Source organism: Amycolatopsis sp. Poz14 (assembly GCF_006704225.1).
Classification (GTDB): Bacteria; Actinomycetota; Actinomycetes; order Mycobacteriales; family Pseudonocardiaceae; genus Amycolatopsis; species Amycolatopsis nivea.
Genome location: NZ_JACLHD010000001.1, coordinates 2288296 through 2310800, shown reverse-complemented (window position 1 = coordinate 2310800; position 22505 = coordinate 2288296). Strand labels below are relative to the sequence as shown.

The window sequence follows — 22505 nt, the reverse complement described above, 5'->3', positions numbered from 1 at the left end:
CCCATGGTCCCGCGATACTGGAGCGGACGAAAGGACGCCGATGGCACGGACGGGACGCCGCCCCGGGCAGACCGAGACGCGGGAGGCCATTCTGGCCGCCGCGCGGGACCTGTTCGGCCGGAACGGGTACGAGGGCGCGACGATCCGCGCGATCGCCGCGGAGGCGGGAGTGAATCCCGCGCTCGTGCACCATTTCTTCGGCAGCAAGGACCAGGTTTTCGCGACCGCGCTGCACCTCCCGGCCGACCCCGGCGTCGTCGTCGCCGCGATCCTCGACGGCCCTCGCTCCGAGGTGGGCGAACGTCTCGTCCGGCTGTTCCTCACCCTCTGGGAAACCCCCGCTTCGCGCGACGCGTTCTTCGGCGTGCTGCGCTCGGTCTCCACCACCGAACAGGCCGCCGACATGCTGCGCGGCTTCATCCAGGGCGCGCTGCTGGACAAGATCGCGGACGCGCTCGACATCCCGCCGCTGCGGGTCACCGGCATCGCCGCGCAGCTCGTCGGGCTCGCGATGGTCCGGTACGTCGTGCAGGTCGAGCCGCTCGCGCGGGCCGCGCACGAGGACGTGGTCGGGTTGATCGCTCCTGCCGTGCAGCAGTACGTCGACCAGGCCTGATCCGCGCTCTGGACCTCCCGCTTCCGCCCTCCCCGGCCTTGACACCGAAATTCCGCGCGCGCAGAATTCATCGCATGATTAATTCCGCGGTGGTCATCGACGGCCTGCGGGTCGTCCGCGGTGGCCGGGAGGTGCTGCGCGACGTGAGCTTCCGCGTCGAGCCCGGTTCGGTGACCGGGTTGCTCGGGCCGAGCGGCTGCGGGAAGACCACGTTGATGCGCGCGGTCGTCGGCGTGCAGGTGACCCACGGCGGCACCGTCACGGTGCTCGGCGAACCGGCCGGCAGCCGACGGTTGCGCAAGCGGATCGGGTACGCCACGCAGGCGCCAGCGGTCTACGCCGACCTCACGGTCACCGAATCCCTGCGTTACTTCGCCTCCGTACTGGGCGCGCCGTCCCGGTCGGTGCCCGAGGCGATCGATCAGGTCGGCCTCGGTTCGCACGCCGACGCACTGGTCGGGCGACTTTCCGGCGGCCAGCGCAGCCGGGCCAGCCTTGCCGTCGCGTTGCTCGGCACGCCTGAACTGCTCGTGCTCGACGAACCGACCGTCGGGCTGGATCCGTTGCTGCGCGAGCATTTGTGGAACGTTTTCCATCGGCTCGCCGCCGAGGGCACCACGCTTCTGGTGTCCAGCCACGTCATGGACGAAGCCGCCCGCTGCACCCGGTTGCTGCTGATGCGCGACGGCGCGCTGCTCGCCGACGATTCGCCGGACGCCCTGCGCGCGGCCACCGGCGAACAAGACCTCGAACGCGCGTTCCTGCACCTGGTGAAGGCCCAGCGATGACTGTCTCGATCACTCTCGCCACCACTCGCCGCATCCTCGCCCAGCTGCGGCACGATCCGCGCACCGTCGTGATGCTCGTTCTCGTGCCGACGCTGCTGATGGTGTTGCTGCGCTTCGTCTTCAACTCGGCCGAGACGTTCAGCCGGATCGCGCCCGCGCTGCTCGGCGTGTTCCCGTTCGTGATCATGTTCCTGATCGCGTCGATCACCACCCTGCGCGAACGCACCGCGGGCACCCTGGAGCGGCTGATGACGCTGCCGCTGGGGAAATTCGACCTGCTCGCCGGGTACGCGCTGGCGTTCGGGCTGGTCGCGGTGCTGCAGGTGGCGGTCGCGACTGCGGTCAGCCTGTGGTGGCTGGGACTGTCGGTGGCCGGTTCGGTGTGGTCGCTGCTGCTGATCACCGTGCTCGACGCGTTGCTCGGCATGGCGCTCGGCCTGTTCGTGAGCGCGTTCGCGACGAGCGAGTTCCAGGCCGTGCAGTTCATGCCGCTGTTCGTGCTGCCGCAAACGTTGCTGTGCGGGCTTTTCCAGCCGCGCGACCAGATGGGCTGGGTGCTGCACTGGCTGTCCGACGTGATGCCGCTGTCCTACGCCGTCGAAGCGCTCACGCAGGTGACGCACTCCGCGGACTGGACGACGACGTTGACCCGCAACATCCTCGTCGTGCTCGGGTGCGCGGTACTGGCGCTGGGTCTTGGAGCGGCGACGCTACGCCGTCGTACGCCTTAGAGCCGCCTCGCCGCCGCCTCGTAAGCCGCGCGGTTGCGGTTGAGCCATTTCTCGAAGTAGTGGTCGGACTGCGCGTAGACATATCCCGGCGGCACGAACAAAACGGCGAAGACCACGAAGGTGCCGAGCCCGATAATCACCAGTTTCAGCAAGGCGTCCGGCGGGTTTCTGGACATAAAGGACAGTCCACATACGACAGCGGCTAAACAGCCCATCCCCGCTGCGGCAAAGAAAGCGCCCCGCACATTCCCCGGCGTACGACCAGCAGGTGGGCGCGAACCCGGGTTCAACGCACGTTCGGTCGCGGGCCTGCCCCGCCAGATCAGAACTCCGCCGAGCCACAGCACCGCGAAGAAAACACCGCCGCCCGCCAGGCTGAATCCTCCGGCCGCGGAATGAGCCAGCACCCCGACCAGAATCCCGCTGAAACCGAAAAGCCCGGCGAGGCTGGCCGTCATCACCCGGTAGACCCGCCGGGTGGTGACGATCGCCTGCAGCCGCGTCGTGTAGTCGCGCAGCCGTTGCTCGGGAGTGTCCGCGACCGCGCGAACCTGATACCCGTTCACGGCTTCCGGACGAAACCGGCCGCGCGGAGCCGCTCGGTCTCTCGGATGTCGAGGTGCGTGCGCACCCCGCTCCCCACAGTGGTGTCCCCGTTCAGCACCCCGAGCGCGATGATCACGAACCCGAGCGTGCGGATCAGCATCGCCCAGCCGGCCTTGCCGAGCCCGATCCGGCCGCCGTCGCGGAGCCGGACCAGGCGGATCCCGTTGAAGAGCGCGCCGAGGCCGCGTCCGTTGCCGTAAAACCAGCCGTACAGCAGCGGCACGACGATCAGCCCCGCCACCCCGATCACGCTCGCCCCGACGGCGGCGTCGAAGGCGTTCGACTTGAAGTAGTACGCCACCGCCGCGGCCGCCGACAGGCCGGTGACCAGGAGGAAGTCGACCAGCCATGCCCAGAGCGTGGAAGCGGTGCGCGCCTCGACGTACAGGTCGCCGTTCTCGAACGCACGAATCCGCGCCGCCGCGCCCTTGCCGAGGACGGGTTCGGCCTACGCGCGGAGGCGGGCCATGACGTCTTGCTCAGTCTTCACGCCACACTGACGCCGCGCGCGAGCCGCGGGTTCCCCTGGCGAACGCAAATCACCCTCGGCTCAGGCGAAGCTGTAGTCCTCCAACGGGAACCGCGCCGCCTCGCGGTGGGCGCTGATTGTTGAGGTCGGCCGGAGCAGGGTCGCCTCGCCGTGCTGGTTGAAGTAGTAGCTGTTGGCCGTCGCGCACTGGCCGAGCGCGAACACTGAGTGCCCGACCTTGTGCTTCATCCGGCCGAGGAACTCGTCGTTCGCCCGCTGGGTCACCTCGAACACGTCCGAGCCCCGGGCGCGCATCCCCTTGAACAGCCGGTCGATGTGCTTCATCTGGCATTCGATGGTCGTGAAGTACGAGAGCCCGCTGTAGGAATACGGGCTGTTGAGCGAAACCAGGTTCGGGAACCCGGGCACGGTCACGCCCTCGTACGCCTGGAAGCGGTTGTCGCGCCACCACTTCCCGAGGTTCTTGCCGTCGCGGCCGATGATCTCGATCGCCGGGAAGTTCACGTCCCACAGGTTGAAGCCGGTGGCCAGCACGAGCGTGTCGATCTCGGTGCGCTTGCCGTCCGCGGTGACGATCCCGGTTTCGTCGATCCGCTCGATGCTCGTGGTTTCGAGGTGCACGTGCGGGCGGGTGAAGGCCGGGAAGTAGTCGTTGGAGAACGTCGGCCGTTTGCAGCCGAAGGAGTAGTCCGGCGTCAGCTTGCGACGCAGTTCGGGGTCGCGGACCTGGCGGTACAGATGCGCGCGGCACCAGCGTTCGGCGATCCGGTTGGCGCCGCGGAACTGCCGGTACTGCACCACGCCGGAGATCATCATCAGCTCCAGCACCGAACTGCCCGCCAGCCGCACCGCGCGCTGCACCAGCGGCAGCTTCGCGAACGCCTGCTGCAGCGGCTTCGGCACGGCGTAGTCCGGCTTCGGGCTGACCCAGATCGGTGTGCGCTGGTACACCGTCAGTTCCGCGGCGACCTTGGCGATCTCCGGGATGAGCTGGACGGCCGTCGCGCCGGTGCCGATCACCGCGGCGCGTTTGCCCGCCAGGTCGTAGCTGTCGTCCCACTTCGTGGTGTGGATGACCTTGCCCGCGAACCGGTCGATGCCCTCGATGTCCGGCATCTTCGGCTGCGACAGGAAGCCGGTGGCGGTGAGCAGGTACTTCGCGGTGACCGTCTCTCCGCCTTCGATGCTGACCCGCCAGTTGGAGCCGTCCCAGGTCGCGCCGGTCACGACGGTGCCGAAGCGCATCGAGGCGCGCAGGCCGTACTTGTCGGCGACGTGCTCGGCGTATTTCTTCAGCTCCGCACCCGGCGCGAACAGCCGTGACCAGTACGGATTGGGTTCGAACGAGTAGGAGTAGGTGGACGACGGGATGTCGACGGCCAGCCCCGGGTACCGGTTCACGTGCCAGGTCCCGCCGAGGTCGTCCTCGCGATCGAGAATCAGCAGGTCGCGGTAGCCGAGGCGGCGGAGCTGGATGGCCGCCCCCATGCCGCCGAAGCCCGCGCCGACGATGACTGCGTCGTACTGCGCGTCCATGTCCGACCTCTCGTCCGGAACTACTTGTCAGTAACGGAACGGTATGTCACTTCGGCGGACTTGGCAATACACTGCAGTGCGTGACAGCCCAGGAGAGCCCCCGCACCACCCGAGCCGAGCGCAAGAAGCAGGAACTGCGCCGCGAGATCATCGACGCGGCGTTCGATTGCTTCGCCGACCTCGGCTACCACGCCACCGGGATCTCCGACATCGCCACGAAGCTCGGCATCGGGCACGGCACCTTCTACCGCTACTTCCAGAACAAGCGCGACATCGTCGACCACGTCATCGACGACCTGGTCGCCCGCATCGTCACCGCGCTCACCGCGGAAAACGCGCCGGACGCGGTGTCTACTTTGGACGCCTACCGAGAGCAGACCGCCCGGATCGGCGACGCGCTCGCGCAGATCTTCGGCGAGGACCCGCGCGTGCCGCGGCTGCTGCTGTTCGAGGCCGCCGGTATCGACAAAGCGATGGCGGCGCGCGTACTCGACTTTTTCGAGCTGGCCACGGAGCTGACCGCGGCGTATCTGTCGCACGGCGTGGAGCTCGGGTACCTGCGCGCGGATCTCGACATCGAGAACAGCGCGCGGGCGATCAACGGCATGATCCTGGCGTCGGCGATCGCTTCGCTGCGCAACCCGGACCCCGAGGAGCAGCGCCGGGTGAGCGAGGCCGTGCGGCGGATGATGTACGACGGGATCGCGGCTAGGCGAGAGTGATCTCGGTCAGCTTGTCGGGGTTGCGCACGAAACACAGCGTCGACACACCGGCATCGCCCGCGCGGACGGTGACTGTGGTCGTCGCCTTGCCGTCCTGAAGGAAGACCGCACCGGGGCCGCCGTTGATGACCGCGGGCACGATCGTCACCTCCTCCATCGTGGAAATCCCGATGAGGAACTGCGCGATCCGGTCCCGGCCGAACAACGGCTTGCGCGCGGCGAGCACCTTGCCGCCACCGTCCGAGTACAGCACCGCGTCCGGTGCGATCAACGCCGCCACCTTGTCGATCTCGCCGGACAGCACTGCCTCGGCGAGCGTCGCCAGCGCCTCGGCGTCACGATTTCCCTGATCTGGCAAGGAATCCCCGATCGCCGACGTCACCGCCCGTTGCGCACGCGAGACGAGCTGGCGGGCCGCCGCGGGCGTTGTCTCCAGCACCTCGGCGACCGACGGATAATCGACGTCGAGCACCTTCCGCAAGACAAACGCCGCGGCCTGTTCCGGGGTCAACGTGCTGAGCACGAAGTCGAGCGCCTGGCCCAGACCGTCGCGATGCAGCACCTCCCACTCCGGCGAATCCCCCTCGACCACCGGATCCGGCAGCCAAGGACCGGGATAGTTCTCGCGCCGGCGCCGCTGCGCGCGGACCGCGTTGAGCGCCAGCCGCGAGACCATCACCGACAGAAACGCATGCGGGGCGCGGACCGTCTCGAGGTCCACCCGCGACCAGGTTTCCCACGCGTCCTGCACGACGTCCTCCGCGTCGTACCGCGATCCGGTGATGTGGAAGGCGGCGGCGAGCATCGTCGGCCGATGCGCGGTGAAGACGTCGCCGTGGTCCATGCCGGCCAAGTCTAGGCGCCGGCCGGCCACGAGTACCGGCCCGCGCGATCCCGTTCCTGGCTCAGCCACCGCACGGTCATCCGACAGATCGTCTCCTTGACGAGCCCGCCTGCCCGCCCGTCGATCGCGATCGCGCGCTCGGTGTCGTCCGGGTGCAGGAACTGGACGCGTCCGCGTCCGCCGCCGAGGTCGGTGCACTGGAGCACATAGCCCATCCGGAACGGTTTGCCGGGCTGTCCTTCGCGGCGCGCGGTGATGACGTCGGCGACGTGCGCGCCCATCGGCAGCGCCGTCGCGCACGCGGCTCGGAAGGAGGTGTGCACGGCGTCGCCCGCGCCGAGGATGTTCGGGTGCCCGGGGACGGTGAGCTGCTCGTCCACCAGCAACCGGCCGGATTCGTCGACCGGCAGACCCGAATCGGCGGCGAGACTCGGCACGGTGAACCCGGCGGTGTCCACGACGAGCCCCTCGAGCTCGGCGGGATCGACTCGTCGGCCGAGTTCGATCTCGACGCCTTGTTTGGCGAGAAACCGCAGGTGCGCGCGGATCGCGCGGCGGTCCGGGGCGGTGGAGACCAGCTTCACCGCGCGTCCAGCTTCGCGCAGCGCCCCAGCCAGCTCGACGCCGGTCAGGCCTGCGCCGACGATGGTGACCGGCGCGTCCGGTGCCTCGGCGAGGGCGGCGCGGAGCCGTTCGGTCTCCTCCTCGGAGACGATCCGGTAGGTGCCGTTGTGGACGCTGGTCCCGGATCCGACCGCGTAGACGAGGGTGTCGTAGGGCAGGTTCTCGCCGGAGGCGAGCTGGATCTTGTCTTTACCGATCTTCGTCACGGTGTCCTGGACGACCTCGACGGCCGGGTTCAGCACGGTCTCCAGGTCGAGCCGGGCGTTCTCCCGGAGACCAGTGGCCACGCGATGAAGCCGGATTCGCTCGACGAACCACGCGTTCGGCGTGACCAGCACCACTTCCTCGCCGCGCCCAGCGAGCCGGTTCGCGGCCATGACCCCGGCGTATCCCGCGCCGAGCACTGTCGTCGTCATGCTGTCCTCCTCCGCTTTCGGGGTTTCAGCGGATGGACACCGGTCGCGGAAAATCTGTGACAGCTTCAGAGGCGGCGAGACAGGTAGGTGCTGTTCGGGTCGTCTCGGTAGTTCCCGAACGGCGCGCACGGGGTGAAGCCCGCTCGCGTGTACAAGGCGCGGGCCGGGGCGAAGAAGTCCATGCTGCCGGTTTCCAGGGAGACGCGCTCGATGCCGCGGTCTTTGGCGTCCTGGAGCAGGTAGTCCAGGAGCGTGCGAGCGATGCCTTGCCCGCGTCGGGCGGGGTCGGTCCGCATGCTTTTCAGTTCCTCGTGCCGCGGCTCCAGCGTCGCCAGTGCGGCGGTGCCGACGAGGTGCCGGTCGTCCCGGACCGTCCAGAGCCGGACGTGGGGACGCTGGAGCGCGGCCAGGTCGAGGGCATGCCTGCTCTCGGCCGGGGAGGTGGGCGCGAGGTCGTCCAAGTGTGCCTGCAGGAACCGCCGAAGCTGCGGGTCCGCGAAGTCAGCACGCTCGATCAGCAGAGGCATTGCCCCAGACTGCCCTGCGGATGTTTCACCGCTGTTACCTCGCGCCCTCCGCGTCAGAGCGCCAACCGCGGCCAGGAAGCCGTGTCACGCAACAACTGCCGGTCGTGCGTGGCCACCACCACTGCGGCCGGAGTCGAGTGCAGGGCGTCGGTCAGTTCGTCGACCAGTGTTGCCGACAGGTGGTTCGTCGGCTCGTCCAGCAGCAATACCTGCGGGCGCGCGGCCAGCACCAGCGCCAGATCCAGCCGCCGCCGGGCTCCGGTCGACAGTTCGGCGATCGGGCGGTGGCGGTCGTATCCGCTGAGCAAGCCAAGGTCGGCCGAGCCCAGGAGCTCAGCAGCGGTCCGTCGGGCCGGCAGGGCGGATTCCTGGCCCAGCCAGCCGATCCGCACCGATCGGGCGCGCGTGACCGTGCCCGAGGTCGGCTCCAGCGTCCTGGCCAGCACCGCCAGCAGCGTCGACTTTCCGGCCCCGTTCCGGCCGGTGACGACGAGCCGGTCCGCGCCGCCGAGGGTCAGGTCGACCGGATGGTCCAGCCGTCCGGCGACGGTCACCCCGGCCGCTCGCAGCGCGACAGTTCCTTGGTGCTGCGGCAGTTCCGGCATGGCGAACCGCGCGGGCGGCGGCGGGACAGCCACCACGTGCGCGTTCAACTCCTCCTGCCGTCGGTGCACGGCGCGAACCAGACCGGGTGCCCGGGTCGCGCGGGTGTGCTTGCCGTGGCCCTTTTCCGGACGCCAGTTGTCGCGCAATCGGTTCTGTGCTGCGGAAAGATCGTCCGCGAGCCGCTGTCGTTCCGCGAGTTGCTCGGCGTGCAGCGCTTCCCAGCGAGCCCGTTCGGCTTGCCGGGCCTCGACGTACGCCGAATAGCCGCCGCCGTAGCCGCGCGGACGGCCGTCGCTCGACGGGTCGAGGTCCAGCACGGACGTGGCGACGTCGGCGAGCAACGCGCGATCGTGGCTCACCAGCACGACCACGCCCGGGTACGCGCGCAGCCGTTCGGTGAGGTGCGCGAGACCGGACGCGTCGAGGTGGTTGGTCGGCTCGTCCAGCAACAGCACGGAATGTCCCGCGCCGAGCAGGCACGCCAGCCGGACCCGATGCCGCTGCCCGACCGACAACGTGCCGAGCGGGCGGCTCCGGTCGTCGACCGCGTTCAGCGCGGCCAGCGAGACCTCGACCCGCCGGTCCGCGTCCCACGCGTCGAGCGTTTCGGCGGCCGAGAGCGCGGCGGCGAACGCGTCGTCCGCGCCAGGTTGCCCTTCGGCGAGCGCGGTCGTCGCGGCTTCCAAGCAGGCCAGCGCATTACGCACGGCCGCCAGCTCGAGGTCGATCAGATCGCCAACGGTTTCCTGGTCTCCCAAGGGAATCTGCTGGTCGGCAACACCGATCGAGGCCGCGCGGCGAACCTCGCCGCGGTCGACCGGCTGCGTCCCGGCGAGCACGCGCAACAAGGTGGTCTTGCCACGCCCGTTCTCGCCGACGATGGCGACCCGGTCGCCGGCCGCCGCGACCAGATCGACCCCGGCGAGCACCGGGCGGCCGCCGAAGGAGACGTGGACGTCGGACAGCCGGACATGCGCCGTGCGCACGAGCGCAGGCGAAAGCGGAGATGTCATGAGGGAAATGCCTCCGATGAAACGTGATCAGCAACAAGGACGAGGGCCGGTGCCGCGAACGCGCGCGGTACCGGTGGAGGCGGTGATCCCTCAGAGGTAGAGCTGGTGCTGTATCACGATCACCAGGGTAGGCGCCCGCGAGAAGGCGCGCATCCGAATTTCACGCCACGAGCGACGGGAGCTTCGCGGCGGTGTCCGGATCCGCGGGCAAGCAGGTGAACAGCTTCCGGCCAGTGTCGTCCATAGTGGACAGTTTCACGTAATCGAAGGCGAGCACCCCGGCCCGCGGATGGTCGAAAACGCGCCGGTTGCCGCTGAACGGCGCGACGTCGTGAGCGGCCCACCATTCGCCGAACTCCGGGCTCGCCTCGCGCAGCGCCCGCACCAGCTCAGCCGAACGCGCGTCCTCGGCCCGGGTCGCGGCGTCGGCACGGTACTGCGCGAGGAGATTTCGGGCTTGCCCCGGCCAGTCGACCAGCAGGGTGCGGATCCGCGGCACGGTGAACACCAGCCACAGCAGGTTCCGCTCGCCGTCGGGCAACAGCGCCGGATCGCCGATCAGCGCGGCCTCGGCGCGGTTCCACGCGACGAAGTCCCAATGCGGGTCGAGCACGTACGCCGGGTTCGGATCCAGTGCGTCGACCATGCCCTGCAGCATCAGCGGCGAGGACTCCGCGGGATGGTCTGGCGGTTCCTCAGCGAGGGCGAAGAGATGCTGCCGTTCCGTGTCGGAAAGCCGCAGTTCCCGCGCGAGACTTGCCAGGACCTGCCTGCTGACAGTGATGTCCCGAGCCTGCTCAAGCCACGTGTACCAGGTGACGCTGACCCCGGCCAGCTGCGCGAGTTCCTCCCGGCGCAACCCCGGCGCGCGCCGCCGCGGCCCCGCCGGAAGACCGACCTCCGCCGGGGTGAGCCGATCGCGCCTCGAACGCAGGAAGTCCGCGAGGGCGCGCCGGCGCGATGCAGACGACATGCGTTCCTTTCCGGTCCTGGTAGTGGCGATACCAGCATATTCGCCCGCTACCCCCGCGTCCGGCCCGCTGCCGACGATCAAGCCATGCACTCCGTTTCCCCGCACTGGCGCGCGCTCGCGATCCTGCTGGCCGGCGTTTTCATGGCGGTGCTGGACACCTTCATCGTGTTTGTCGCCGCCCCCGCCATCCGGTCCGACCTCGGTGCCTCGCCCGCCGAGCTCCAGCTGCTGCTCACCGGTTACCAGCTCGCGTACGCCGTGGCACTCATCACGTTCGCCCGGCTCGGCGACCTCCGCGGCCGCAAACCGGTGTTCCTGGCCGGGCTGCTGCTGTTCACCGGGGCGTCGGCCGCGTGCGCCGCGGCTCCCGGCGCGGGATGGCTGGTCGCCGCGCGGTTCGTCCAGGGACTCGGTGCCGCGGCGATGTTCCCGCAGGTCCTCGCGATGATCCACGTCGTCGTGCCCGGCCCGCAGCGCCCGAAAGCGTTCGCCGTGCTCGGCGCGGTCATCGGACTGTCCGGCGTCACCGGCCAGCTGCTGGGCGGGATCCTCGTGACCGCGAACCTCTTCGGCAGCCCGTGGCGGGCGATCTTCTGGGTCAACGTCCCGATCGGACTGTTGACCCTCGCTCTCGCCGCCCGCTTCCTGCCGCGAACCCGGCCGAACGGCACCGCACGACTGGACCTCCGCGGCACCGCCGTGCTGACCGTCGCGCTCACCCTGCTCGTCCTGCCACTCATCACCGGCCGGGAAGCAGGCTGGCCGCTGTGGTCCTGGTGCAGCCTCGCCGGCGGTGCCGTCGCACTCGGAGTCTTCACGGCCGTCGAACGTCGAGTCCCCGCTCCGCTGGTTCGCCCCGGGCTGCTGCGGCAGCGCGAATTCAGTCTCGGAATGGGTCTCGTGCTGCTGACCTACGCCGGGATCAATTCGTTCTTTCTCGTGCTTTCCCTTGCCCTGCAAGACGGTCTGGGCCTCAGCCCGCTCGACGCCGCGCTCACGTACCTGCCGTTCGCCGCCGCCTTCCTCGCGTTGAGCCTGCTCGGCAGCCGGGTGCCCTTCGCGCCGATCCTCGGGGCTGCGACTGCCGGGCTCGGCTACGTCGTGCTGATCACGCTGTCGACCACTCCCTGGTCCTTCGCTCCCGCGCTCGCCTTGATCGGCGCAGGGCAGGGTTTGCTGGTCCCGCCGCTGTTGAACCACGTGCTGGCCGCTGTTCCCCGCGCCGACGCCGGGATGGCCTCCGGCGTGCTCGCGACTGGCCAGCAGATCGGCGGAGCGCTGGGAGTCGCGGTGATTGGCGCTGTTTACTACTCCGCTCTGCCCGGCTCGCCACTGCACGCACTCGCGCTGGCCTGCGGAGGGATTCTGGTGCTCACTGTCGGCGCGATACTCGTTCTCCGGATGCTGCCGCGCCGATGAACGCACGCACCGCCAGCACGATCGGTGCACCAGCACCGAAACGACCGCATCGACGCTGCGGTCCCGGATCGGCAACCGCTCAGCATCGGCCTGGGCGGTCGGCAGCCTGGCGCGGGCGTGCCGCAGCATCCCGCTGGACAGGTCGACTCCGAGCGGCATCCAGCCCAGCTCCCGCACCAGGTCCGCGTGCACGCCGGTGCCGCAGCCGATTTCCAGGCACACCCCGCTGCCTTCGCCGAGAAGATCCCGCAGCGCGCTCGCCCCGGGGTTCACCGGCTGGGCGCGGAGAAACTCCTCCTCGTACCAGTCCGCGATCTCGTCATAGGCCGCCACCACTCCAGTGCACTACCGAATCGCCCCCGTCCGCCACCGATTACGCGTTCGGCGAAGAAGCCTTGCGGGCACAAAGAATCGTGTCGTGCAATTCCCCGCCATGCACCTTCCGCGTCCGGTTCTCCGCGACCGTGATCTGCCACTGCCCAGGATCCAGACCGACGTCCTGGACGGTGATCGTCGACTCCGGCGGATGCATCTCCCCGTGGTGATGCCCGACCACCAGCAACGTCCCGCCCGGCGCGACCCACTCCGCGAGCCGCTCGAACAGCGGGCCCGCCGCGTGCACGTAGTGCGTGGCGACCAGGTCGAACTGCCCGTCCGGGGTCCATTTCAGCAGGTCAGCGCACACCCACTCGACCTCGCTCGACCGTTCGCGCGCGTGCCGCAGCACCTCCTCGGACAGGTCGACCGCCGTCACCTGCCATCCGTGCCCGGCTAGCCAGAGCGCCTCGTTCCCTTCCCCGCAGCCAGCGTCCAGCGCGCGTCCCGGCGGCAGCTTCCCCGCCTCCTCGACCAGCTGCGGATGCGGTTCGAGCTGTGCGTGTCCGGCGGCACCATGCCAGTGCTCGTCCCAATAGGACTGATCGAATGCGTGCGGCACAACGGTTCCTTTCCTGGGGTTCCCGGTTCCACCTTGCAAACCCTCCGGCACATCTGGCAAGGAAGCTTGCCAATCTGTCAAACTCGGGCAATGGACGACGACCGAGCCCTGGACGCAGTCGGCCCCCGGTTGCGCGAGCTGCGCCGGAAGCGGGACGTCACGCTGGCCGAGCTGGCCGCGCAGACCGGCATCGCGGCCAGCACGCTGTCGCGACTGGAATCCGGCAACCGGCGGCCCACCCTGGAGCAACTGCTGCCGCTGGCCCGCGCACACGGGGTGACCCTCGACGAACTGGTCGACGCCCCGCAAACCGGCGACCCGCGCATCCATCTTCGCCCGATCAGCTGTGCGGACGGCATGACAATCCTGCCGCTGACGCGTCGTCCGGGCGGGATCCAGGCGTACAAATTCATCCTGCCCGGACAACGGAAAAAGCAGGAACCCGATCCCAGGACGCACGAGGGCTACGAGTGGACTTACGTCCTCAATGGACAGTTACGGCTGGTGCTCGGCGAGCACGACATGACGCTTTCTCCGGGCGAGGCAGCGGAATTCGACACCCGGCTACCGCATTGGTTCGGCGCGGCGTCGGCGGAACCGGTGGAGTACCTGTGCCTGATCGGACGACAGGGGCAGCGCGCGCACGTGCGGGCCGCACCTAAGGCATGACCGTGGCGGGCAGTCCGAAGGCCGGGAAATGCTCCGCGCCGAGAAAGGACGTGAGGTCGCAGATCCGATCGTCCCGCAGGGTCAGCACGGTGATCGACCACGCCTCGTGCGGGACAATCGCCGAACCGCCGAGGTAGAACGCCACGGCCGGTTGGGCGTTCGCGCTGGTCAGGCGGAAGCGCCAGCTCGGGCAGCGCGTCATCGGGACTTGGAATGCGAACTCCGTCACGGCGGCGCGGCCGCGGTACCAGTGCGGCAGCGGCGGCATCGACCAGGTGACGTCCTCGGTCAGCAGGCTCACCAGACCGTCGACGTCGCCTTCGGCTAGAGCGGTCGCGAACCCGGCCGCCAGCTCTTGAAGGCGGGAGTCGCCGAGGATCTGCTGCTGAGTCCGGGCGGGAACGTGCGCCGCGATGGTCCGGCGGGCGCGGGCCAGGGCGGAGTTCACCGAGGTCACGGACGTTTCCATCATCGTGGCGATCTCGGCGGCGGAGAAGCCGAGGACGTCGAACAGCAGCAGCGCCGCCCGCTGGTTGCCCGGCAGATGGCGGCACGCGGCGACGAAAGCCAGCTCGACCGCCTCGCGTTGTTCGTAGCTGGCCGCGGGGAAATCGGGGCAGGGACCCAGCCAAGCCACGTCGGTACGCGGGGCGGAGTCGAGGACGACCTGCTCGCTCGCCGGACCCAGGTCGACCGGCAGTGCGCGGCGGCCGCGCTGCTCGATGAGGTCCAGGCAGGTCCGCGTGGCGACTGTGTACAGCCAGGTGCGCAGCGCACTGCGGCCCTCGAACCCGGGCAGCCCGCGCCACGCTCGCAGCAACGCCTCCTGCACGGCGTCGTCGGCGTCGTGGATCGAGCCGAGCATGCGGTAACAGTGCGCACGCAATTCCACCCGCAACGGGGCCACCGCACGGGTGAACGCGGCTTCTGAAGAAAATTCCCCCACGACCGACGATTCTGCCGCATCCGGCCGGTCTCACCTGGCAACGACTACCGAGGAGACCTGGAATGACCGCGACCTGGCCGCAGATCCACGCCGAACGCGCCGCACTGGCCGACGATCTGTCCGACGCCGCATGGAGCACGCCTTCGCTGTGCGAGGGGCTCTCCGTCCGCGAGGTGCTGGCCCACCTCACCGCCGGCGCGTCGCTCACGCCGCTGCGCTGGATGGCGGGTGTGCTCCGCTGCCGGTTCGACTTCGATCGGCAGGTCGCGATGCGATTGGCCGAGCACCTCGGCGACAGCCCGGCCGACACGTTGACCCGCTTCCGCCGGGTCATCACCAGCACGACGAAACCGCCGCTGCCGGTCGTGGCGATGCTCGGCGAGACAGTCGTGCACGGTGAGGACATCCGCCGTCCGCTCGGCATCCGCCGCGAGTATCCGATCGACACGCTCACCGCGGTGGCCCGCTACTACCTCGGCTCCGACCTCGTCGTGCTCGCTAAGGGACGCGTCCGCGGCCTCCGCCTCGAAGCAACCGACAGTGACTTTTCCGGCGGCTCGGGACCCCTGGTGTCGGGCCCGACCCTCGCCCTGATCATGGCCATGACCGGCCGTTCCCGGTTCCTCGACGACCTGGACGGCGACGGGGTCGAGGTGCTGCGGCAGCGCTGACGGGCTTGCGCTCCATCGTCAAGAGTTCTATAACAGTGGAGACAGTTATAGAACTCTAAGGAGCCGCTCATGCGCACCCCACCCCAGGAAGGACGCTTCGGGGAGTACGGCGGGCGCTGGGTGCCGGAATCACTGGTGCCCGCCTGCCTCGAAGTCGCCGACGCGTTCGAGAAGGCCTGGGTCGACCCCGGTTTCCGCGAGCAGCTCCAGACGATGCTCGCCCGGCACGTCGGCAGGCCCACGCCGGTGACGCCCGCCGAACGGCTGTCCGCGGAACTCGGCGTGACCGTCGCGCTCAAGCGGGAAGACCTCACGCACACCGGGTCGCACAAGATCAACAACGCGGTCGGCCAGGCGCTGCTCGCCAAGCGGATGGGCAAACAGCGGCTGATCGCCGAGACCGGGGCCGGGATGCACGGCGTCGCGACGGCCACCGCGGGCGCGCTGCTCGACCTGCCGGTCACGGTGTTCATGGGCGAACAGGACGTCGAACGCCAGTCGCACAACGTGTTCCGCATGCGCTACCTCGGCGCGGAGGTCGTCCCGGTCCGCTCCGGCAGCCGCACGCTCAAGGACGCGACCAGCGAGGCGATGCGGCACTGGGTCAGCTCGACCGAGGAGGCGCACTACTGTCTCGGCTCGGTCGTCGGACCGCATCCGTACCCGCGGATGGTGCGGGAATTCCAGCGCGTGATCGGCGACGAAGCCCGCGAACAGCACGTGACCGTGCCGGATTTCGTCGTCGCGTGCGTCGGCGGCGGATCCAACGCGGCGGGCACGTTCGCCGGATTCGCCGACACCAGCGCACGGCTGGTCGGAGTGGAAGCGATCGGCGGATCGGGCGCGACGTCCGGCCAGGCCGGGGTGCTGCACGGTTCGCGGTCGCTGTTCCTCCAGGACGAGCACGGGCAGATCCTCGAAGCCCATTCGATCGCGGCCGGGCTGGACTATCCCGGTGTCGGGCCGGAACACGCGCACCTGCGCGACCTCGGCCGGGCGCAGTACTTCGCGGTCAACGACGAAGCAGCGGTCGCCGCGGCCGCGCAATTGGCTCGGACCGAGGGAATCATCCCGGCGCTGGAATCCGCGCACGCGCTTGCCTGGGTGGCCGAAGCCGCTGGCACGCCGGATCTTCCGGCGGGCTCCACGGTGCTGCTCACCCTGTCCGGTCGTGGCGACAAGGACATCGCCACGCTCATTGCCCGCGCCGAGGAGTCCCGCGCATGAAAACCGACCGCAAAATCCTGATGCCGTACATCACCGGCGGCATTAATCCACAATGGACAGAATACCTTCCGGCGCTGGTCGAAGCCGGTGCGGACGCGATCGAGGTCGGTATCCCGTTCTCCGACCCGACTCTGGACGGCGTGACCATTCAGGAGGCGTCCAACGTCGCTCTCGCCAACGGAACGACTCCGCGCAGCGTCCTCAATGCACTGTCGGAGACCACAGTGGACGTTCCGGTCATCGTGAGCACCTACGCCAACTTGGCCGTCCGCAAGGGTTTCTGCGCCGAACTGAAAGAGGCCGGAGTCGACGGTCTGATCGTGCCGGACCTTCCGCTGGAGGAAGTACCCGCGATCGAGGAGGAAATCGACCTGGCGCTCCTGGTCTCCCCCGCGACGCGGACCGACCGCGCACAAGAGATCGCCGCGCGCAGCCGAGGTTTCGTCTACGCCGTCTCGTCGATGAGCACCACCGGCGAACGCGACCACCTGCCCGCCTCCGCGATCGACCTCGCCACCCGGCTGAAGAACGCCACCGACCTGCCGGTCCTGGTCGGCTTCGGCATCTCGCGACCGGAACACGCCACCGAGGCCGCCCGCGTGGCCGACGGCGTGATCGTGGGCGCGGCGATCATGCGGCGGGTGCTCGACGGTGCCGGTCCGGCGGAGGTCGGCGAGTACGTCGCGACCATGCGGGCCGCGCTGGACTAGAATCCGCTGGTCCCCGCAGAACCGGACCAGAACGGACGCGCATGGCCCGATACCGAGCGATCGCCGCGGATCTCGCCGCGAAGATCCGCGCCGGGGAGTACGCGCCCGGCGAGGCCCTGCCCCCGCAGCGGGAACTCAGCGCGTCCTACGGCGTCACGCTCATGACGCTGCGACAGGCGCTGCGCGAACTCAGCGACGAAGCCCTGATCGTGCAACAACCCGGCCGAGGCACCTTCGTGGCGCCGACGCCGGCCTCGTACCAGCTGGGCTCCTTGCGCAGCTTCACCGAGGACTTGCGCGATCAGGGTTACGTCGTGCGCACCGAGGTCGTCAGCCAGGCAGTACGCCGGTTGCCCACTCGCATCGCCGCGCGGCTGCAAGCCCGGGCGACCGATTCCGGCCTGCGACTGGAACGAGTACGCGAGTTCGGCGGCCGGAGGGCAATCCACCAGGTGTCGTGGATCGCTCCCCCGCACGGGGAACGCTTGCGGGACACCGATTTCGCCACCGTGTCGCTCTACACCGCACTGTCCGAACTGGACGTCGTGGTGGACCGCGCCGCCGAAACCATCCGCCCGGACGCCCTCGACGACAAGCTCGCCCGCCTTCTCGACGAACCGGTCACCACCCCGGTCCTGGTCAGCGAGCGCACCACGAGCACCCCGGACGGCACGATCGTCGTCATCGACCGCGCGACCATCCTCGGCAGCATGATGCACATCAGCACCGAACGCGCCGCCGACCGCCTCTCACTGCGCTGGGGCGCCGGAAGCTGAACCCCGGCGCCCATGCGCCAAAACCGCCAAATGCAACGAAAGCCGAGTATCCGAATCAGACAGATCCACACCCAGCAACCGCTCAATCGTCGCCAACCGCGAATACGCCGCCGGACGACTCAGGTTCAACGCCTTCGCGAACTCCGTCATCGAATACCCCGACTCGACAAACGCCCGCAACGTCGCGAACGCCCGGCTGGCCCGCGGTTCCGGCAACGTCAGCAACGGCCGCAGCTGCGCCTCGGTGAACTCGTGCAACCGCGGATGCTCCCGCAACCACCACAACAACCCGCGCACACCCAAGTCGCCAGCCCGCCGAAGTCCAGGCGTGCCAGGCGATTCGACATCCGCGACGTGCACCGCTTCCTGCAGCGCCGCCGGTAGCTCACCGAGCCGGCGCACCGGTCCGGCCGCCCCGAACGCCGCCGCCAAGCCAGCCGGAACCCCGGCGACCACGCGCTCCAGCAACGCTTTCTCCGCAGCCACCGAGGAACACGGGAACACCGCCGCCACCCGGCCTTCCGCCAGTACCCCGCCGATCCCGTCGCTGGTCAGCACCGCGTCCAGCAGCGCCCGCTCCTGCCCGGCCCGAGCCGGACGGCACACCAGCACCGTGTAGTACGCCGCCGCGGCCAGCCCCAACGCCCTGGCCCGCGCGCGGACCGAACCCTCGTCCGCACCGTGCAGCAGGTCCCGCAGCAAATCGCCCTGCGCCTCGATTTCCACCGACAGCGGCGAGTGTTCCAGCAGCTTCCCGACGGTCAGCGCCTCCGCCGCGCGTTCGAGCACCATCCACGCCGACGGCTGCTCCGCCGAGTGCGCGGGCACGACCAGCCGGCCCCAGCGTTCGCGCGGCGGCCCCACCGGCGTGCACATCCAGCCCTCCGGACCGCCGACCGCGGTCGCCGCGGAAAACGGCACCCGGCGCGACCGGGCTGGCCAGTCGCGCAGCAGCGATTCCGCCGAACCGGCCCCGGCGAACGCGAGCGCCCGATGCGTCCGGTCCTCCAGCACCACTGGCAGCCCGATCAGGTCCGCCGCGTGCGCGAGGACCGCGTCCGGCGCCTGCGACGCCGAACCGACCGTGCTGAACGCCTCGTGCGCACGCTCGGCCAGCCGCAACCTCTCATAGTGCGCGTTGACGATCCTCGCGTGCACGATCTCGGTCACCTCGATGAAGCGGATCGTGCTCCGCAGTTCCACCAGCGGGAACCGGGCCGCCCGCGCGGCCTGCACCAATCCGCTCGGCAGCGCCTTCGGCCGCTCCCACGGGTCCACGACCAGCCCGATCGCGCCGGCGTCGCGCAGCGAACGCACGTACGCCACCGGGTCGAAGCCCGGCTCGGCGAACGCGCGCCCGATCGAGAGCACCAGAACGTCGCTGGTCAGCGTCCCGGCGACGTCGCTCAGCTCGCTCACGTGCACCGACCGCACCGGCACGTCGACCGCGTCCGCGGCCGAGCGCACGACCGGCGCCCCGGCGGCCATCACGGGCAGCTCGAGAACGTCTCGCAGGGTCAGGTCCACCCGCGCAGCATAACCCGACGAAATGTAAAGCCATGGGTCAACAACGTGACGATCCGTCGGTTACCCCAGACCCGTCCGGGAGGGACCCTCAGAGGGCGAATACCAGGAAGAAAGGTGGCTCGATGAGCGATTCCGTGCCGACGCTGTCCCAGTGGATCGCCGGCGGCGAGGCAGCAGGCTCGCCGGACGGCTACGGGGACGTCACGAACCCGGCGACCGGGAAGGTCACCGCGCGCGTGCCGCTCGGCTCGGCCGCGGACGCCGAGGCCGCGATCGCCGCCGCGAAGGCCGCGTTCCCCGCCTGGCGCAAGACGTCGCTGGCCAAGCGCAGCCGGGTGCTGTTCCGGTTCCGCGAACTGCTCGACGCGCGGTCGGGAGAACTCGCCGAGATCATCACCGCCGAGCACGGCAAGGTGCTGTCCGACGCGGCGGGCGAGGTCGCGCGCGGCCTGGAGGTCGTCGAGTTCGCCTGCGGGATCCCGCAACTGCTCAAGGGCGCGGCGACGGCCAACGCGTCGACCGACATCGACGTCACGTCGCTGCGCGAACCGCTCGGCCCGGTCGCGATCATCTCGCCGTTCAACTTCCCCGCCATGGTCCCGATGTGGTTCTTCCCGATCGCGATCGCGGCCGGGAACACCGTGGTGCTGAAGCCGTCGGAGAAGGTGCCGACCGCCGCGAACTGGATCGCCGAACTGTGGCGCGAAGCCGGTCTGCCCGAAGGCGTGTTCAACGTGTTGCACGGCAACAAAGCCGCCGTCGACGCGCTGCTGCACAGCCCGGACATCGAGGCGGTTTCGTTCGTCGGATCGACGCCGATCGCGCAGTACGTCTACGAGACCGGCACCGCGAACGGCAAGCGCGTCCAGGCGCTCGGCGGCGCGAAGAACCACATGGTGGTGCTGCCCGACGCCGACCTCGACCTGGTCGCCGACCAGGCGGTCAGCGCCGGTTTCGGGTCCGCGGGCGAACGCTGCATGGCGGTCTCGGTCGTGGTCGCGGTGGGCGACGTCGCCGACGCGCTGGTGCCGCGGATCGCCGACCGCGCGAAGACGCTGGTGACCGGCGACGGCACCCGCTCCTGCGACATGGGCCCGCTGGTCACCGCCGCCGCGAAGGACCGGGTCTCCGGCTACATCGCCGCCGGTGCGGAAGCCGGCGCGACGCTGGTCCTGGACGGCCGCGAAGGTGAATTCGACGCGGACGGCGAGGGATTCTTCGTCGGCCCCACGGTGTTCGACCACGTCCGCCCGGACATGCCGATCTACACCGACGAAATCTTCGGCCCGGTGCTTTCGGTCGTCCGGGTGGAAACGTTCGCCGACGCGATCGAGCTGATCAACGCCGGACCGTACGGCAACGGCGCGGCGATCTTCACCAACGACGGCGGCGCGGCCCGCCGGTTCTCCGCCGACGTCGAAGCGGGCATGGTCGGCGTGAACGTGCCGGTGCCGGTCCCAGTGGCCTACCACTCGTTCGGCGGCCGCAAGAACTCGCTGTTCGGCGACACCCACGCGCACGGCGGCGAGGGCGTGCACTTCTTCACCCGCGCCAAGGTCGTCACCACCCGCTGGCCCGGCCCGGAGCAGGGCGGGCTCAACCTCGGTTTCCCGCAGAACGTCTGAGAGGGATCTGCAATGGACACTCAGTCGGCAGCAGCCCGGCACCTGTGGATGCACTTCTCCCGCATGGGAAATTACCCGGACTCGCCGGTCCCGGTGATCACCCGCGGCGAGGGCGTGCACGTGTGGGACGACCGCGGCCGCAAGATCCTCGACGGCCTGGCCGGACTCTTCGTCGTGCAGGCCGGACACGGCCGTCGCGAACTCGTCGAGGTCGCCGCGCAGCAGGCGAACGAGCTGGCGTACTTCCCGATTTGGGGCTATGCCACGAAACCCGCGGCGGAACTGGCCGAACGGCTCGCGCACCTCGCGCCGGGCGACCTCAACCGCGTCTTCTTCACCACCGGCGGCGGCGAAGCGGTCGAGTCCGCGTGGAAGGTCGCGAAGCAGTACTTCAAGCTGACCGGAAAACCCGGCAAGCACAAGGTGATCAGCCGCGCGGTGGCCTACCACGGCACCCCGCACGGCGCGCTCGCGATCACCGGGCTGCCCGCGATGAAGAAGGACTTCGAACCGCTCGCGCCGGGCGGTTTCCGCGTGCCGAACACCAACCTGTACCGGCATCCGGAGTTCGCCGACGACCTCGAAGCGTTCGGCCGCTGGGCCGCGGACCGGATCGAGGAAGCGATCCTGTTCGAGGGCGCGGACACGGTCGCCGCGGTCGTGCTCGAACCGGTGCAGAACTCCGGCGGCTGCCTCACGCCGCCGCCCGGGTACTTCGAGCGCGTGCGGGAAATCTGCGACCGGCACGACGTCCTGCTGGTCGCAGACGAGGTGATCTGCGCGTTCGGCAGGCACGGCGCGACGTTCGCCAGCGAGAAGTTCGGCCTCCAGCCGGACCTGCTGACCTGCGCCAAGGGCCTCAGCTCCGGGTACAGCCCGATCGCCGCGCTGATCGCGTCGGACCGGGTGATGGAGCCGTTCCTCGCCTCGAAGGTCGCCTTCCCGCACGGGTACACCTTCGGCGGGCACCCGGTGTCGGCCGCGGTCGCGCTCGCGAACCTCGACCTGATGGAACGCGAGGGCCTCAACCAGCGCGTACTGGACAACCAGGACGCGTTCCGTTCGACGCTCGACAAGCTCCTGGACCTGCCGATCGTCGGCGACGTCCGCGGCGACGGGTACTTCTGGGCCGTCGAACTGGTCAAGGACAAGGCGACCCGCGAGACGTTCAACGCCGACGAACGGGAACGCCTCGTCCGCGGTTTCCTGCCGGGCGCGCTGTTCGACCGCGGCCTCTACTGCCGCCCGGACGACCGGGGCGACGTCGTCGTCCAGTTCGCTCCGCCGCTGATCGCCGGGCAGGCGGAGTTCGACGAGATCGAACAGATCCTGCGAGACACGCTGCTCGAAGCGCAGAAACTCGTCTGAGCCAACTGGCGAGGGAGGAGGCCGGGACCGTCTGGTCCCGGCCTTCTTCCGTGCTGTCGCTTATCCTGGCGACAGAGTCCGCACCGCGAGGAGGCGCGCATGAACCCGGCCTCGACCGGCGCGAGCAGGCAACGGCCT

Annotated in this window: 23 protein-coding genes and 1 pseudogene; 12 read left to right on the top strand and 12 right to left on the bottom strand. The window is 69.6% G+C overall.

Annotated features, from left to right (window positions below; translation table 11 throughout):
- The first annotated feature begins 40 nt into the window (after positions 1-40).
- The 3 genes from FKO37_RS11300 to FKO37_RS11290 all read left to right on the top strand — a co-directional run bounded on the left by FKO37_RS11300 (position 41) and on the right by FKO37_RS11290 (position 2135).
- On the top strand, positions 41-616 hold the full coding sequence (locus tag FKO37_RS11300; protein ID WP_037816986.1) for a TetR family transcriptional regulator: 576 nt from the start codon (positions 41-43) through the stop codon (positions 614-616).
- Positions 617-690: 74 nt separating this feature from the next.
- Positions 691-1404 (top strand): ABC transporter ATP-binding protein, encoded by a 714-nt coding sequence (locus FKO37_RS11295; protein ID WP_238604422.1) that lies wholly within the window; start codon positions 691-693, stop codon positions 1402-1404.
- On the top strand, positions 1401-2135 hold the full coding sequence (locus tag FKO37_RS11290; RefSeq protein WP_238604421.1) for an ABC transporter permease: 735 nt from the start codon (positions 1401-1403) through the stop codon (positions 2133-2135). Before FKO37_RS11295 ends, FKO37_RS11290 begins: the two co-directional genes overlap by 4 nt.
- On the opposite strand, the gene FKO37_RS11285 is transcribed toward FKO37_RS11290, so the two are convergent.
- From FKO37_RS11285 to FKO37_RS11275, 3 genes are all read right to left on the bottom strand, one after another.
- Complete coding sequence (locus FKO37_RS11285; protein WP_238604420.1) at positions 2132-2701, bottom strand: hypothetical protein; 570 nt, start codon at positions 2699-2701, stop codon at positions 2132-2134. The two genes, FKO37_RS11290 and FKO37_RS11285, sit on opposite strands and share 4 nt — an antisense overlap.
- Positions 2698-3042 (bottom strand): hypothetical protein, encoded by a 345-nt coding sequence (locus tag FKO37_RS11280; protein ID WP_238604419.1) that lies wholly within the window; start codon positions 3040-3042, stop codon positions 2698-2700. Before FKO37_RS11280 ends, FKO37_RS11285 begins: the two co-directional genes overlap by 4 nt.
- Positions 3043-3291: 249 nt before the next feature.
- The gene (locus tag FKO37_RS11275) at positions 3292-4767 is read right to left on the bottom strand and encodes an NAD(P)/FAD-dependent oxidoreductase (protein WP_238604418.1); all 1476 of its coding nucleotides are present in this window, start codon (positions 4765-4767) and stop codon (positions 3292-3294) included.
- An 80-nt stretch (positions 4768-4847) separates the two neighbouring features.
- Here FKO37_RS11275 and FKO37_RS11270 point away from each other — a divergent pair, with 80 nt between their 5' ends.
- Positions 4848-5489 carry a TetR/AcrR family transcriptional regulator gene (locus tag FKO37_RS11270; protein WP_037817003.1) on the top strand — a complete coding sequence of 214 codons (642 nt, stop codon included), beginning with the start codon at positions 4848-4850 and terminating at the stop codon, positions 5487-5489.
- On the opposite strand, the gene FKO37_RS11265 is transcribed toward FKO37_RS11270, so the two are convergent.
- The 5 genes from FKO37_RS11265 to FKO37_RS11245 form a co-directional block, all read right to left on the bottom strand.
- Entirely contained in the window at positions 5476-6333 is an 858-nt protein-coding gene (locus tag FKO37_RS11265; protein ID WP_238604417.1) for a sigma factor, read from the bottom strand. The genes FKO37_RS11270 and FKO37_RS11265 overlap by 14 nt on opposite strands.
- Positions 6334-6344: 11 nt before the next feature.
- Positions 6345-7373 carry an NAD(P)/FAD-dependent oxidoreductase gene (locus FKO37_RS11260; protein WP_238604416.1) on the bottom strand — a complete coding sequence of 343 codons (1029 nt, stop codon included), beginning with the start codon at positions 7371-7373 and terminating at the stop codon, positions 6345-6347.
- A gap of 65 nt (positions 7374-7438) precedes the next feature.
- Positions 7439-7900: a GNAT family N-acetyltransferase gene (locus tag FKO37_RS11255; protein WP_037817004.1), complete on the bottom strand. Its 462-nt coding sequence runs from the start codon at positions 7898-7900 to the stop codon at positions 7439-7441.
- Between the two features lie 53 nt (positions 7901-7953).
- Positions 7954-9519, bottom strand: a complete 1566-nt coding sequence (locus FKO37_RS11250) for an ABC-F family ATP-binding cassette domain-containing protein (protein ID WP_238604415.1) — start codon at positions 9517-9519, stop codon at positions 7954-7956.
- Positions 9520-9679: 160 nt separating this feature from the next.
- Positions 9680-10492, bottom strand: coding sequence for a helix-turn-helix transcriptional regulator (locus FKO37_RS11245; RefSeq protein WP_238604414.1), 813 nt, complete (start codon positions 10490-10492; stop codon positions 9680-9682).
- 84 nt (positions 10493-10576) lie between these two features.
- Here FKO37_RS11245 and FKO37_RS11240 point away from each other — a divergent pair, with 84 nt between their 5' ends.
- The gene (locus tag FKO37_RS11240; RefSeq protein ID WP_238604413.1) at positions 10577-11911 is read left to right on the top strand and encodes an MFS transporter; all 1335 of its coding nucleotides are present in this window, start codon (positions 10577-10579) and stop codon (positions 11909-11911) included.
- A 30-nt stretch (positions 11912-11941) separates the two neighbouring features.
- On the opposite strand, the pseudogene FKO37_RS47730 reads toward FKO37_RS11240, so the two are convergent.
- Positions 11942-12133, bottom strand: a pseudogene (locus FKO37_RS47730) (class I SAM-dependent methyltransferase); the annotation flags it as partial.
- A 151-nt stretch (positions 12134-12284) separates the two neighbouring features.
- Positions 12285-12848, bottom strand: a complete 564-nt coding sequence (locus FKO37_RS11235) for a class I SAM-dependent methyltransferase (RefSeq protein WP_238604412.1) — start codon at positions 12846-12848, stop codon at positions 12285-12287.
- Positions 12849-12938: 90 nt separating this feature from the next.
- Here FKO37_RS11235 and FKO37_RS11230 point away from each other — a divergent pair, with 90 nt between their 5' ends.
- Positions 12939-13517 carry a helix-turn-helix domain-containing protein gene (locus FKO37_RS11230; RefSeq protein WP_238604411.1) on the top strand — a complete coding sequence of 193 codons (579 nt, stop codon included), beginning with the start codon at positions 12939-12941 and terminating at the stop codon, positions 13515-13517.
- Here the strand turns inward: FKO37_RS11230 and FKO37_RS11225 are convergent.
- On the bottom strand, positions 13507-14463 hold the full coding sequence (locus FKO37_RS11225; protein WP_238604410.1) for a sigma-70 family RNA polymerase sigma factor: 957 nt from the start codon (positions 14461-14463) through the stop codon (positions 13507-13509). The two genes, FKO37_RS11230 and FKO37_RS11225, sit on opposite strands and share 11 nt — an antisense overlap.
- Before the next feature lie 62 nt (positions 14464-14525).
- On the opposite strand from FKO37_RS11225, the gene FKO37_RS11220 reads away from it, so the two are divergent.
- The 4 genes from FKO37_RS11220 (at position 14526) to FKO37_RS11205 (ending at position 17847) form a co-directional block, all read left to right on the top strand.
- Complete coding sequence (locus tag FKO37_RS11220) at positions 14526-15134, top strand: maleylpyruvate isomerase family mycothiol-dependent enzyme (RefSeq protein ID WP_238604409.1); 609 nt, start codon at positions 14526-14528, stop codon at positions 15132-15134.
- A gap of 69 nt (positions 15135-15203) precedes the next feature.
- A complete protein-coding gene (gene trpB, locus FKO37_RS11215; protein WP_238604408.1) occupies positions 15204-16361 on the top strand; it encodes a tryptophan synthase subunit beta in 1158 nt (385 codons plus the stop codon).
- Positions 16358-17071 (top strand): tryptophan synthase subunit alpha, encoded by a 714-nt coding sequence (gene trpA, locus FKO37_RS11210; RefSeq protein ID WP_238604407.1) that lies wholly within the window; start codon positions 16358-16360, stop codon positions 17069-17071. Before trpB ends, trpA begins: the two co-directional genes overlap by 4 nt.
- Before the next feature lie 41 nt (positions 17072-17112).
- Positions 17113-17847: a GntR family transcriptional regulator gene (locus tag FKO37_RS11205; RefSeq protein WP_238604406.1), complete on the top strand. Its 735-nt coding sequence runs from the start codon at positions 17113-17115 to the stop codon at positions 17845-17847.
- On the opposite strand, the gene FKO37_RS47400 is transcribed toward FKO37_RS11205, so the two are convergent.
- On the bottom strand, positions 17821-19374 hold the full coding sequence (locus tag FKO37_RS47400) for a PucR family transcriptional regulator (RefSeq protein ID WP_275295238.1): 1554 nt from the start codon (positions 19372-19374) through the stop codon (positions 17821-17823). The genes FKO37_RS11205 and FKO37_RS47400 overlap by 27 nt on opposite strands.
- Positions 19375-19496: 122 nt before the next feature.
- Here FKO37_RS47400 and FKO37_RS11180 point away from each other — a divergent pair, with 122 nt between their 5' ends.
- Both FKO37_RS11180 and FKO37_RS11175 read left to right on the top strand, forming a co-directional pair.
- The gene (locus FKO37_RS11180; RefSeq protein WP_238604405.1) at positions 19497-20999 is read left to right on the top strand and encodes a CoA-acylating methylmalonate-semialdehyde dehydrogenase; all 1503 of its coding nucleotides are present in this window, start codon (positions 19497-19499) and stop codon (positions 20997-20999) included.
- 12 nt (positions 21000-21011) lie between these two features.
- On the top strand, positions 21012-22367 hold the full coding sequence (locus FKO37_RS11175; RefSeq protein ID WP_037817024.1) for an aspartate aminotransferase family protein: 1356 nt from the start codon (positions 21012-21014) through the stop codon (positions 22365-22367).
- Positions 22368-22505: the final 138 nt, after the last annotated feature.

Coding starts and splice junctions, on each gene's coding strand:
- FKO37_RS11300 (WP_037816986.1), top strand. CDS start 41: ATGGCACGGACGGGACGCCGCCCCGGGCAGACCGAGACGCGGGAGGCC.
- FKO37_RS11295 (WP_238604422.1), top strand. CDS start 691: ATGATTAATTCCGCGGTGGTCATCGACGGCCTGCGGGTCGTCCGCGGT.
- FKO37_RS11290 (WP_238604421.1), top strand. CDS start 1,401: ATGACTGTCTCGATCACTCTCGCCACCACTCGCCGCATCCTCGCCCAG.
- FKO37_RS11275 (WP_238604418.1), bottom strand. CDS start 4,767: ATGGACGCGCAGTACGACGCAGTCATCGTCGGCGCGGGCTTCGGCGGC.
- FKO37_RS11265 (WP_238604417.1), bottom strand. CDS start 6,333: ATGGACCACGGCGACGTCTTCACCGCGCATCGGCCGACGATGCTCGCC.
- FKO37_RS11260 (WP_238604416.1), bottom strand. CDS start 7,373: ATGACGACGACAGTGCTCGGCGCGGGATACGCCGGGGTCATGGCCGCG.
- FKO37_RS11255 (WP_037817004.1), bottom strand. CDS start 7,900: ATGCCTCTGCTGATCGAGCGTGCTGACTTCGCGGACCCGCAGCTTCGG.
- FKO37_RS11250 (WP_238604415.1), bottom strand. CDS start 9,519: ATGACATCTCCGCTTTCGCCTGCGCTCGTGCGCACGGCGCATGTCCGG.
- FKO37_RS11245 (WP_238604414.1), bottom strand. CDS start 10,492: ATGTCGTCTGCATCGCGCCGGCGCGCCCTCGCGGACTTCCTGCGTTCG.
- FKO37_RS11240 (WP_238604413.1), top strand. CDS start 10,577: ATGCACTCCGTTTCCCCGCACTGGCGCGCGCTCGCGATCCTGCTGGCC.
- FKO37_RS11230 (WP_238604411.1), top strand. CDS start 12,939: ATGGACGACGACCGAGCCCTGGACGCAGTCGGCCCCCGGTTGCGCGAG.
- FKO37_RS11220 (WP_238604409.1), top strand. CDS start 14,526: ATGACCGCGACCTGGCCGCAGATCCACGCCGAACGCGCCGCACTGGCC.
- trpB (WP_238604408.1), top strand. CDS start 15,204: ATGCGCACCCCACCCCAGGAAGGACGCTTCGGGGAGTACGGCGGGCGC.
- trpA (WP_238604407.1), top strand. CDS start 16,358: ATGAAAACCGACCGCAAAATCCTGATGCCGTACATCACCGGCGGCATT.
- FKO37_RS11205 (WP_238604406.1), top strand. CDS start 17,113: ATGGCCCGATACCGAGCGATCGCCGCGGATCTCGCCGCGAAGATCCGC.
- FKO37_RS11180 (WP_238604405.1), top strand. CDS start 19,497: ATGAGCGATTCCGTGCCGACGCTGTCCCAGTGGATCGCCGGCGGCGAG.
- FKO37_RS11175 (WP_037817024.1), top strand. CDS start 21,012: ATGGACACTCAGTCGGCAGCAGCCCGGCACCTGTGGATGCACTTCTCC.